The sequence below is a fragment of the Massilia sp. 01N410 genome, assembly GCF_056399665.1.
The window spans coordinates 592,441-604,085 of sequence record NZ_JBFTRV010000001.1 but is presented as its reverse complement, the minus strand read 5'-3'; the positions used below and the strand labels follow the sequence as shown (position 1 = coordinate 604,085).

The following is an 11,645-nucleotide window of genomic DNA, read 5'->3' as shown; positions in this document are numbered from 1 at the left end:
CATCCGGCGAATCGTTTTGTTCGTCAGCAGCAGAGAAGCGAGATTATGCAGTGTTTCGCAGTGTTCGTCAACTCATCCTTTTCTTCAGTGTGCACTCGGTGTTGAATCTCGACGTGCGCTGCAGAAGCAGGAGGCGCACTATAGCAAACCGCACAAGGGTATGCAAGGGGCATAAACTACCCTGCTTTCGCAGCCATGACGCGACGTAGCGCCGTGTCCGGATCCAGACCTGCCATCAGCAGATTGACGATCTCTTTCTTGTCCTCGGCCGAGACCCGGGCGCATGCCTCGCGATGCGAGCAGTAAAAGGCATACCAGGCGACGTCGGCCGGACGTTCCTTCCGCGGCTTGAATCGCTTCGGCACCGCGGCCCGTGCTGCCTCTGCGTATGCCGCCAGCGCCGCATCGACGCCCGTCCAGTCTTGCGCCGCCACGGCCTCCCTTTCGATCTCCCATCCAGGGTCCATGGTCGCCCTGTCGACCGCCAGGCAAGCGAGGTTCGGATAGCCCTTCGCCTTGCAGAAGGACTCGACAAAGGCGAGCTTCATGCCGATCCCGACCGGCACTTCGCGGCCGAACATCGCATCCTTCGGATACATATTGCGCCCGAGCGTCAGCAAATCCTCGTGGGCGATCGGCTCTCCCCGCCCGGATTTCGCATGCTGCGCCAGGACTTTTACCAGCAGGGAACCGACTTCGATATCGGTCAGGGTGAGCTGAAAGGGGGTGTTTTTAGTGTCCGACATTTGCATTCCATGGTTCGATTGCTCAGCCGGCGAGGCCGAGCTCGGTAGCAATCTGGTCCCGCAAGACGTACTTCTGGATCTTGCCCGTCACCGTCATCGGGAAGGCAGACACGAAGCGGATATAGCGGGGTATCTTGTAATGGGCAATCTGGCCGCGGCAGAAATCCTGGATCTCTTCGGCGCTGGCCTCCTCCCCGGGGCGCAGGATAATGCAGGCGCATAGTTCCTCGCCGTATTTCTGGTCCGGCACGCCGACGCACTGCACGTCCATGATTTTCGGATGGCGATACAGGAATTCCTCGATCTCACGCGGATAGATGTTCTCGCCGCCACGGATCACCATGTCCTTGGAGCGGCCCACGATAGCCGCGAAACCGTTCTCGTCGATGACGGCCAGGTCGCCCGTATGCAGCCAGCGCGCCGCATCGATGGTGTCGCGCGTCTTTTCCTCGTCGTCCCAGTAGCCCAGCATGACCGAATAGCCGCGGGTCAGCAGTTCGCCTTTCACGCCTCGGGGAACGATACGGCCATTGGCGTCGACGATCTTCACCTCGAGGTGAGGATGGACGCGCCCGATGGTCGTGACCCGCAGCTCGACCGGATCGTCGACCGAACTCTGGAAGGACACGGGCGAGGTCTCCGTCATCCCGTAGGCAATCGTGATTTCGTCCATGTGCATGTGATTGATGACCCGGCTCATCACCTCGGCCGGGCACGGTGAGCCCGCCATGATGCCGGTCCTTAGCGTCGACAGATCGTATTGCTTGAAATCCGGATGATCGAGGATGGCGATGAACATGGTCGGGACGCCATGCAGGCCGGTACAGCGTTCCGCCTGCACCGTTTCCAATACCGCTTTCGGATCGAAGCTATCGCCGGGGAATACCATGGCCGCGCCATGCGTGACGCAGGCGAGATTTCCAAGCACCATGCCGAAACAGTGGTACAAGGGCACCGGAATACAAAGACGGTCGCGCATGCCCAGCTTCATCGCCTCGCCGATGAAGAAGCCATTGTTCAGGATGTTATGGTGGCTCAGCGTTGCGCCTTTCGGCGCTCCTGTCGTGCCGGAGGTGAACTGGATATTGACCGGGTCGTCGAACTGCACCTCGCTCTGCACCTTCGACAACAATGCCAGCGCCTCGGCGCCGGGCGGCGCCAGCAGCTCATCGAAATTGGCCATGCCGGGCGTCCGTTCGGTGCCGAGGCGCACGACGTGGCGCAGGTGGGGCAGCCGCAGCGACTGCAGCGCACCCGGTTTGCAATGTTGGATTTCCGGCGCAATCTCCTGCACCATGCCGATGTAATCGCTGGCTTTGAATGCGGGAGCCAGAATCAGGGCGCTGCACCGCACCTTGTTGAGCACATATTCGAGCTCGGAGCGGCGATAGGCCGGATTGATGTTAACCATGATCAGGCCGGCGCGCGCGGTCGCGAACTGCACCAGCACCCATTCGGCGCAGTTCTGGGCCCAGATACCGACCCGGGCGCCGGGCTCCAGCCCGAGCCCGAGGAGACCGGCGGCCAGGCGTGTCACCCGCTCGTCGAATTCGCGGTAGGTCCAGCGGATATTCTGGTGGCGCACGATCAGCGCATCGTTATCGCCGAAACGCGCGGCGATCGATGCGAGATGAACCCCGATCGATTCCCCGATCAGCGGGACCTCATGTGCGCCGTGCACGTAGCTCAAGCTTTGCTGCATGGTAGTCTCCTCGTAGTCAACCCGGCTATATTCTATTGCGAGATGGCGCCCCCGGTCCCTTATGCTATCGTTTTGCGATGAACAAGCCCGCAATCTCCCCTCCCCCGCACCAAGACGTCTGGATCGCCCACCCGCAAGGCCGCACCTTCACCCGCATCTGGAACGGCGCCGCCGATAAGGCGCCCATCGTACTTTTCCATGATTCCCTGGGTTGCGTGGATCTGTGGCGGGATTTCCCCGCAAGGCTGGCCGCCGCCACCGGCCGCAGCGTGGTTGCCTACGACAGGCTGGGATTCGGCCGTTCCGGCCCCAGGCAGGATAAATTGCAACTGGATTTCGTGGCCGATGAGGCCGAACGCTTCTTCCCGCTGATCCGCGAACGGCTCGGCCTGCAGCGCTTCGTCGCCTTGGGCCACAGCGTGGGCGGCGGCATGGCGGTCCATTGCGCCGCACGCTACGCGAACGACTGCAGCGCGCTGATCACCGTCGCGGCCCAGGCGTATGCCGCCGACGAAACCCGGCAAGGCATTCAGATCGCGAAGGAAGAATTTAAAAACGCGGACCAGTTCGAGCGCTTGAGCAGGTATCACGGAGAGAAAGCCAAATGGGTGCTGGACGCCTGGACCGGCACCTGGCTCGATCCCGCGTTCGGAGGCTGGTCGCTCGCCGACGTCCTGCCGATGGTGACCAGCCCGGTGCTGGCCATCCATGGCGTACGCGACGAATACGGCTCGGCGCACCATCCCGAGATGATTGCGCAGCGTTGCGGCGGGCCGTCGCGCATCGTGATGATGCAGGATACCGGCCATGTGCCGCACCGGGAGCGGCCGGATGAACTCGCCGCGCTGGTCGCCGGGTTCATCGTCCAGGCGGATTGAGTCCGGCGCCGCCCGTCAGGACGAGGAAGCTTCCAGCAGCCTGCGCAACTGGGCCGCCTGGTAAGCGCCGAAGGTGGCGCTGAAAAGGCAGCGGATCAGCGGGTCGTCGACCACATCGGCATCCGCCAGTTCGCGTTCGGTTTCGGCGTCGAACACGGTATCGTTGATGCGCATGTACATCGACGTCAGGGACTCGCCGAGTTCGAGTGCCGCATAGAGCTTCGCTGCAGGAATGTCGGTGGTCCAGGCCAGCGGTGCGGCGTCCTCGTCGAGACAGGCGCCGCCGTCGGCCTCGAGCCGGTAGCGCAAGCGCGTCGCCGCGCCCGTGTGGTCGTAGACCGACAGCTGCCAGACGCGGGGGCTGTCGAAATAGCCGGATGCGGCCTCGACTTCGGCGTATTTCACGGGCAGGGTGGTGCGGCAGTATTCCATGACGCGCGCATGCTGGGCCTCCGTCAGGGGCGCAAAATGGCGCGCGATATCGGCCGTCGACGGCGGCGTCGCAATACCCTCGTAGACGTAATCGACATCCTGGCAGCCGACCGGAATCACCCAGCCCAGGGGCGGCGCCGGCTGCAGCGACGTGGCGTCGAGCCGCACCGACATCCCGGGTTCGAGCCTCACCACCTGCGCCTGCGGCAGCGCCGCCGCCACCTCCCGTCCGAACTGTGCATACGAAATCGGAAAGAACGCACGGTTGTACCACGACCACGGTTCCTGCAAAAACTGGCAGGAGCTCGGCACGACATAGCGCGGATTCAGGGCCTTCAGTTGGGGCAACCACTCTTCCGGCAGGGCTGGCGGCGCCGCAACGGCACGCGAGGGCGCCAGCACTTCGAGTTCGCGCATGGTCTGGAACGGCCACAACACCATGTCCCAGGGCCCCTCTCCGACCAGTTTGGCGAGGGTTTCCTCGTCGATCCAGGAATCGACGACGTTGAGGAGGTTCAGCCCGGCCGCCTTCACCTGGAACATCGAGTCGACGTCGGCATCCATCGCCTCACGCGGCACGACCTCGAAGGCGCCTACCTCGACCGGCTCGTTCAGCCGCAAGGGATGCACCCGTTCGAAGCCGAGCTGGCTCACCATCTCGAACAATTCCTCGAAGATGCAGTAGATGTACAGCGGCGTCGCGCGGTCCAGCAGGTCGAGGCTCTCCAGCGAGCAGTGGTCGTCGTGAAAGTGTGAGATGAACACGGCGTCGAAACGCAGGCGCCGGATCTGCTTCTGGTCGAAGCGGACGTCGGGAAAGGCGTGGCAGTTGCGGCTGAACGGATTCTCGAAGATCGTATCGAATGCGATGCGGGTGCCCCCGCATTCGACCACGTAGCCAGCGTGAAGGATGCGCGAGATCGTCAGCGATGAAGTCGACATGCTTGCCTGACGCCCCTCTCAGTCCAGGCGCTTGAGGCGCTGGCCGAGAATGCCCCATTTGCACTCGACACCGTCGACGCTGCCGCACAGGGCCCAGCCGGTACCGATCTTTTCCACCGTGACGGGGCTTTCGATTTCCCGGGCCAGCTTTTCGGCCCACATGCTTGCGGCGCCGCGGCCTTTGAAGAGTTCCTTGCCTTCGTAGATCACGGTGGCGTCGAATACGGGAGTAGCGAAGATGGTCATTTGCTGTTGGCCCTTGCCTTGTGCAGTTTCTTGTAGCTGTCCATCAGGCGTTGATGCCTGTCGAGACCTTCGAGTTTCATGCTCGTCGGGCTCAAGCCGAAGAACCGGACGCTGCCGTCCACCGAACCCAGCACCGCGTCCATGCGCGGATTGCCGTACATGCGGCGGAAATTGACCACGTAATCGTCCAGTTCCAGCTCGTCGTCGAGCACCACTTCCAGTACCGCATTCAGGGCCTGGTAGAACAGGCGGCGTTCGACGGTATTGTCGTTGTACTGCAGGAAGGCGCCCACCAGTTCCTGGGCTTCTTCAAACTGCTTCAAGGCGAGATTGATCAGCAGCCTCAGTTCCAGCACGGTCAGCTGTCCCCAGTCCGTGTTTTCGTCGAATTCGATGCCGATCAGGGTGGCGATGTCGGAATACTCGTCCAGCTCGTTGTTCTCGAGACGCTCCAGCAATGCGGCCAGGGCATCGTCGCCGAGGCGGTGCAGGTTCAGGATATCTTCACGGAACAGCAGCGACTTGTTGGTGTTGTCCCAGACCAGATCCTCGACCGGATAGATTTCGGAGTAGCCGGGCACCAGGATGCGGCAGGCGGTGGCGCCCAGCTCGTCATACACGGCCATATAGACCTCCTTGCCCATGTCTTCGAGAATGCCGAGCAGGGTCGCTGCTTCGTCCGCATTCGAATTGCTGCCCTCGCCCGAGAAATCCCACTCGACGAAATCGTATTCGGATCTGGCGCTGAAGAAGCGCCACGACACCACGCCGCTCGAATCGATGAAGTGCTCGACGAAGTTGTAGGGCTCGGTCACGGCTTCGCTGGCAAAGGTCGGCGGCGGCAGATCGTTCAAACCTTCGAAACTACGGCCTTGCAGCAATTCCGTCAGGCTGCGCTCGAGCGCCACCTCGAAGCTCGGATGCGCGCCGAAGGAAGCAAACACGCCGCCCGTACGCGGATTCATCAGGGTGACGCACATGACCGGATACTGTCCGCCCAGCGAGGCATCCTTGACCAGCACCGGAAAGCCCTGCTCTTCCAGGCCCTGGATCCCGGCCACGATGCCGGGGTATTTCGCCAATACTTCCTGCGGCACATCGGGCAAGGCGATTTCGCCTTCGATGATTTCGCGCTTGACCGCCCGTTCGAAAATCTCGGACAGGCACTGCACCTGGGCTTCGGCCAGCGTATTACCGGCGCTCATGCCATTGCTGGCGTAGAGGTTTTCGATCAGGTTGGACGGAAAATACACGGTCTCGCCATCCGACTGCCGCACATACGGCAGGGAGACAATGCCGCGCTCGACGTTGCCGGAGTTGGTGTCGTACAGGTGGGAGCCGCGCAGTTCGCCCTCGGGATCGTAAATGCCCAGGCAATACTCGTCCAGGATCTCGGGCGGCAGCGCATCGTCGGCGCCGGGCTTGAACCAGCGCTCGTCCGGATAATGCACGAAGGGGGCGTTGGCGATTTCCTCGCCCCAGTAGGCGCCGGCATAGAAGTGGTTATTGCTCAGGCGTTCGATGTACTCGCCCAGGGCCGAGGCCAGTGCGCTTTCCTTGGTCGCGCCCTTGCCATTGGTGAAACACATCGGCGAATGCGCATCGCGGATATGCAGCGACCAGACATTCGGCACGATATTGCGCCAGGACGCGATTTCGATCTTGATGCCCAGTCCCGCCAGCAGGCCCGACATATTGGCGATGGTCTGCTCCAGCGGCAGATCCTTGCCCGGGATATAGGTGCTCGATTCGGCCGACGACTGCACGGTCAGCAGGGCTTGCGCATCGGCGTCCAGGTTCTCGACTTCCTCGATCACGAATTCGGGACCGGTCTGCACCACTTTCTTCACGGTGCAGCGGTCGATCGAACGCAGGATGCCCTGGCGGTCCTTTTCGGAGATATCCGGCGGCAGCTCGACCTGGATCTTGAAGATCTGCTGGTAGCGGTTTTCCGGATCGACGATATTGTTCTGCGAAAGACGGATGTTTTCGGTCGGGATGTTGCGGGTGTTGCAGTACAACTTCACGAAGTAAGCCGCACACAGGGCCGACGAGGCCAGGAAGTAGTCGAAGGGGCCAGGCGCCGAGCCGTCGCCCTTGTAGCGGATCGGCTGGTCGGCGATCACCGTGAAGTCATCGAACTTGGCCTCGAGGCGCAGCTTGTCGAGAAAGTTGACTTTAATTTCCATGGAAGGAGTCCAAATTTTGTGCTCAAAGTGCAAAAAACAGAGCCCTGTCGAACAGGGCTCCATGAGTCTAGATACTGCCTGAAGTAAAACTTCGGTCGCCTATTATATTTCGGAACAGGCTCCAGGACGATGCTTCGGCAAAGCACGATGTCCGTTCGGGACGACACGGAGTTTGCGTGTGCCGTCGCCAAAGACACCCGTGTATGATCGTTCGCACGGATAGGCGGCCTGCGGGGGAATCGCATGGGCAAGTATTTGTACGATGATTTCGATATCGAGCGACTCGTGCCCGGCTTCTGTCCGCCGCCACAGGATACGTCGCGCGCCGACCGTGCGGCGCTCGACGCCGCGGATGCAGGCATGCGGCGCTGGGTCAGCCAGGCTGCGGGTCCGCTGGTGCCGGGAACCGACCTGCACCGGACCGAGACCTGCCGCATGTTCCGCGACACCTTCAATCCTTACCGGCCCGCGGTGCTCGACTGGCCGGCGCTCGACCCGGCTGCGTTGGCGCGCATCGTCGCGCTGCCGATCTGGGATATCGCGGTCCAGACCGAAGGCAAGGCGCGCCTGCGCATGGCCGCCTACGCCGGCACCGTCTCGAACCCGGACATCCGCTGTGCGCTCGCCCTCAATGCCTGGGAGGAAAACCGGCACAAGGAAGTCCTGTCGCGCATGGTCGAAGCTTACGGCATCCAACTGGCGCCCGAGGCCCCCTATGCCTTGCCCGGCGACACGGAGTGGGCCTACCTGGTCACCGGCTACAGCGAATGCATCGACAGTTTCTTTGCCTTCGGCCTGTTCGAAGTGGCGCGCCGCTCGGGCCTGTTCCCCTGCGAACTGGTGGAAACCTTCGAGCCCGTCATGCAGGAGGAATGCCGCCACATCCTGTTGTTTGCCAACTGGCTGGCCTGGCACCGGGCCCATCTCGGCCTCTGGCGGCGCCTGCGTTTCGAGGCCAGGGTCGCCCGTGTCTGGGCCTTCCTGGCCTGGGAGCGCATCGGTCTGGCACGCTCCATCGACGGCGACGACGCGGCCGCGCCGGACAACAATTTCACGCTGAACGGCGCGCAATCGGTGGCGGCCGAAGCGCCGACCTTGCGCGAGTTGCTGGCGCTGTGCCTGCAAGAGAACGAACGCCGCTTCGCCGGCTACGACCAGCGTCTCCAGCGTCCGCTCACGGTGCCGCGCATGGCGCGCCTGGCGCTCCGGCTGCTGCCCCGTAGCAAAACCCGCGCCGCCGCCCGGCACGCCGAACGCCCGCACTGAGAGCCAGCGATGCCAGCGACGATTGCCCGCTTGCCGGCCTGCATCCTACCCCAGGTAGCCGGCGCCTTCGAACCAGGCGAGCGCCGCCCGCAGCGCCTCCGCGTGGGCGCGCGGCCGGTATCCCAGCTCGCGCTGGGCCTTGGCGGAGGTAAAGAACATCCGGTTGCGCGACATGCGCAGGCCGTCCACGGTCAGGAAGGGCTCGCGCCCGCTCAGGCGGGCAATGCCCTCGGCCGCATGGGCCAGCGGAATCAGAGGCGCCACCGGCAGCCTGACCCGGGGCGGACGGCGTCCCATAAGGGTCGCGATCTCGCCGAGCAACTCGCGCAGCATGAGGTTGCTGCCACCCAGTATGTAGCGCTGGCCGATACGTCCGCGCGCGAGTGCCAGCAGGTGGCCCTGCGCCACATCGTCCACGTCGACGAGGTTCAGGCCGGTCTCGACGAAGGCCGGCATGCGTCCGCGCGCCGCTTCGACGATGATGCGTCCGGTCGGCGTCGGCCGCAGGTCGCGCGCGCCGATCGGCGTGGACGGATTGACGATCACGGCCGGCAGGCCTTCCTCGGCCACCATCCGTTCGACCAGGCGCTCGGCCAGGATCTTGCTGCGCTTGTAGGCGCCGATCGCCTGCTCGGGCGCCGCCGGTTCGTCCTCGCAGGCCGCCACGGTGTCCGGTCCGACGCGCAGGGTGGCGACGCTGCTCGTGTAGACCAGGCGCCCGACGCCGGCGGCCAGCGCCGCCCGCATGACGGCAGCCGTCCCTTGGACGTTGTTGCGCACGATCTCGTCGGGATCGCGCGCCCACAGGCGATAGTCGGCCGCCACGTGCAGCAGGCAGGAAACGCCGTCCAGCGCACGCTCGACGGCGGCCTGGTCCCTGACGTCGCCGACCGCGAGCTCCGCATCGAGCCCATCGAGGTTGGCACGCGGACTGCTTGCACGCACCAGCAGGCGTACCGGGTGGCCTTGCACGAGGGCCGCGCGCGCCACGGCGGAACCGATGAAGCCGGCCGCGCCGGTGATCAAGATCCTTTCCTGTCCAGCCATCGGCACCTCCACGCGGCGCCCGAAGCCGGCGTCCGTGAGCCGATTGTAATCAAAACATCGCTTAACCGCCTTCATGGAGAGCGCCCATGCGAGTCATTCTTGCCCAACCGCGCGGATTCTGCGCCGGCGTCGTCCGCGCCATCGAGATCGTCGAGCGCGCGCTCGACCGGCATGGCGCGCCGGTATATGTGCGCCACGAGATCGTCCATAACAAGACCGTGGTCGACGGCCTGCGGGACAAGGGCGCCGTGTTCGTCGACGAACTCGAGCAGGTGCCGCCGGGCGCCGTGACCGTCTTCAGCGCCCACGGCGTGGCGCGCAAGGTCGAGGCGGACGGACAGGCGCGCGGCCTGCACGTGCTGGACGCCACCTGTCCGCTGGTGACCAAGGTCCACATCCAGGGCCGCCAGTACGTTGCCGGCGGCCGCACAGTGATCCTGATCGGCCACGCCGGCCATGCGGAGGTCGAGGGCACGATGGGCCAGATCGACGGCCCGGTCTTGCTGGTCCAGAACGAGCGGGAAGCAGAGACGCTCGAGCTGCCGGCCGACACGCCGCTGGCCTACATCACCCAGACCACGCTGAGCGTCGACGACACCCGCGGCGTCATCGCGGCGCTGCAGCGGCGCTTCAGCGACATCGTCGGGCCGGAAGTGCGGGACATCTGCTACGCGACCCAGAATCGCCAGCGCGCCGTGCGCGAACTGGCCAGGCAGGTCGATGTGCTGCTGGTGGTCGGCGCCGCCAACAGTTCGAACTCGAACCGGCTGCGCGAACTCGGTGCCGAATGCGGGATCCCGAGCTACCTGCTGGCCGACGGCAGCGAGCTCGATCCCGCGTGGGTGGCGAGCGCCGCCACGGTGGGCATCACGGCCGGCGCCTCGGCGCCCGAAGCGATGGTCGAGGATGTCATCGACACCCTGCGGCGCCTGGGTCCGGTCGAAGTCGCGACCATGGACGGCCCGGTGGAACGCGTGGAGTTCCGCCTGCCTGCCGAACTGGCGGACTGCACCGCCTGAACGCCTAACGGAGGTTTCATGGCAATTCCCCTTCTCCAGAAAACCCTGGTCGGCGCCTACGTGCTGCGCAAGCACCTCGCCGGCCAGAAGCGCTATCCGCTCGCGCTGATGCTCGAGCCCTTGTTCCGCTGCAACCTGGCCTGCTCGGGCTGCGGCAAGATCGATTATCCGGACGAGATCCTGGACCAGCGGCTGTCGCTCGAGGATTGCCTCGGCGCGGTGGACGAGTGCGGCGCCCCGGTGGTGTCGATCGCCGGCGGCGAACCCTTGCTGCACAGGGACATGCCCGCCATCGCCGCCGGCATCGTTGCGCGCCGCAAGTTCGTCTACCTGTGCACCAACGCGCTGCTGATGGAAAAGAAGCTGGACCAGTACCGGCCCAGTCCCTTCTTCGTCTGGTCGGTACACCTCGACGGCGACGAAGAGACCCACGACCGCGCGGTGAGCCAGCGCGGCGTGTACAAGCGCGCGGTGGCCGCGATCCGGCGCGCCAAGCAGGCAGGCTTCCGCGTCAACATCAACTGCACGCTCTTCAACGATGCCGAGCCCGAACGGGTCGCCGCGTTTTTCGACGCGGTCGGGGAACTCGGCGTGGACGGCATCACCGTCTCGCCAGGCTATGCCTACGAGCGCGCCCCCGAGCAGCAGCACTTCCTGAACCGCAACGCGACCCGGCAACTGTTCCGCGACATCCTGGCACGTGGCGAAGGCGGCCGGCGCTGGCCTTTCAGCCAGTCCAGCCTCTTCCTCGACTTCCTGGCCGGGAACCAGACCTATCACTGCACCCCCTGGGGGAACCCGGCGCGTACCGTGTTCGGCTGGCAGCGGCCCTGCTACCTGCTGGGGGAAGGCTATGCGCCCACCTTCAAGGCACTGATGGAAGAGACCGACTGGGATGCCTACGGCACCGGCCGCTACGAGAAATGCGCCAACTGCATGGTGCACAGCGGCTACGAGGCCAGCGCGGTGGCCGACACCTTCGTCCACCCGCTGAGCGCCGCGCGGGTCGCCCTGAAGGGCGTGGCCACGAGCGGCCCGATGGCGCCGGACATCGCACTCGAAGGCCAGCGGCCCGCCCAGTACGTCCATGCGCGGCACGTCGCCATCAAGCTCGAGGAGATCCGCGGGCGCAAGGCGGCACAGGCGCCTGCGGCCGGCACCGCCGGGCCGGCCTGACA

General features: G+C 64.6%; 10 protein-coding genes. 4 read left to right on the top strand and 6 right to left on the bottom strand.

Annotated features, from left to right (window positions below; translation table 11 throughout):
- Positions 1-176: 176 nt before the first annotated feature.
- Positions 177-746 (bottom strand): hypothetical protein, encoded by a 570-nt coding sequence (locus AC1DOP_RS02630; RefSeq protein ID WP_442124350.1) that lies wholly within the window; start codon positions 744-746, stop codon positions 177-179.
- A 22-nt stretch (positions 747-768) separates the two neighbouring features.
- On the bottom strand, positions 769-2,448 hold the full coding sequence (locus AC1DOP_RS02625; protein ID WP_477249616.1) for an AMP-binding protein: 1,680 nt from the start codon (positions 2,446-2,448) through the stop codon (positions 769-771).
- A gap of 77 nt (positions 2,449-2,525) precedes the next feature.
- Between AC1DOP_RS02625 and AC1DOP_RS02620 the strand changes: the two genes are divergently transcribed.
- A complete protein-coding gene (locus tag AC1DOP_RS02620) occupies positions 2,526-3,326 on the top strand; it encodes an alpha/beta fold hydrolase (protein ID WP_477249614.1) in 801 nt (266 codons plus the stop codon).
- 15 nt (positions 3,327-3,341) lie between these two features.
- Here the strand turns inward: AC1DOP_RS02620 and AC1DOP_RS02615 are convergent, their stop codons facing one another.
- The 3 genes from AC1DOP_RS02615 to AC1DOP_RS02605 are packed head-to-tail and all read right to left on the bottom strand — an operon-like array spanning position 3,342 to position 7,135.
- Positions 3,342-4,700: an MBL fold metallo-hydrolase gene (locus AC1DOP_RS02615; protein ID WP_477249612.1), complete on the bottom strand. Its 1,359-nt coding sequence runs from the start codon at positions 4,698-4,700 to the stop codon at positions 3,342-3,344.
- Between the two features lie 18 nt (positions 4,701-4,718).
- Complete coding sequence (locus AC1DOP_RS02610) at positions 4,719-4,946, bottom strand: hypothetical protein (RefSeq protein WP_442124354.1); 228 nt, start codon at positions 4,944-4,946, stop codon at positions 4,719-4,721.
- On the bottom strand, positions 4,943-7,135 hold the full coding sequence (locus AC1DOP_RS02605) for an OsmC domain/YcaO domain-containing protein (protein ID WP_442124355.1): 2,193 nt from the start codon (positions 7,133-7,135) through the stop codon (positions 4,943-4,945). The genes AC1DOP_RS02610 and AC1DOP_RS02605 overlap by 4 nt, the downstream gene beginning before the upstream one ends.
- Positions 7,136-7,378: 243 nt before the next feature.
- Between AC1DOP_RS02605 and AC1DOP_RS02600 the strand changes: the two genes are divergently transcribed.
- A complete protein-coding gene (locus tag AC1DOP_RS02600) occupies positions 7,379-8,401 on the top strand; it encodes a ferritin-like domain-containing protein (protein WP_477249610.1) in 1,023 nt (340 codons plus the stop codon).
- A gap of 45 nt (positions 8,402-8,446) precedes the next feature.
- Here the strand turns inward: AC1DOP_RS02600 and hpnA are convergent, their stop codons facing one another.
- Positions 8,447-9,448: a hopanoid-associated sugar epimerase gene (hpnA, locus tag AC1DOP_RS02595; protein WP_477249608.1), complete on the bottom strand. Its 1,002-nt coding sequence runs from the start codon at positions 9,446-9,448 to the stop codon at positions 8,447-8,449.
- An 86-nt stretch (positions 9,449-9,534) separates the two neighbouring features.
- Here hpnA and ispH point away from each other — a divergent pair, with 86 nt between their 5' ends.
- Together ispH and hpnH are read left to right on the top strand one after the other, a co-directional pair.
- A complete protein-coding gene (gene ispH, locus AC1DOP_RS02590) occupies positions 9,535-10,467 on the top strand; it encodes a 4-hydroxy-3-methylbut-2-enyl diphosphate reductase (RefSeq protein ID WP_477249606.1) in 933 nt (310 codons plus the stop codon).
- Between the two features lie 18 nt (positions 10,468-10,485).
- On the top strand, positions 10,486-11,643 hold the full coding sequence (gene hpnH / locus AC1DOP_RS02585; protein ID WP_442124359.1) for an adenosyl-hopene transferase HpnH: 1,158 nt from the start codon (positions 10,486-10,488) through the stop codon (positions 11,641-11,643).
- Positions 11,644-11,645: the final 2 nt, after the last annotated feature.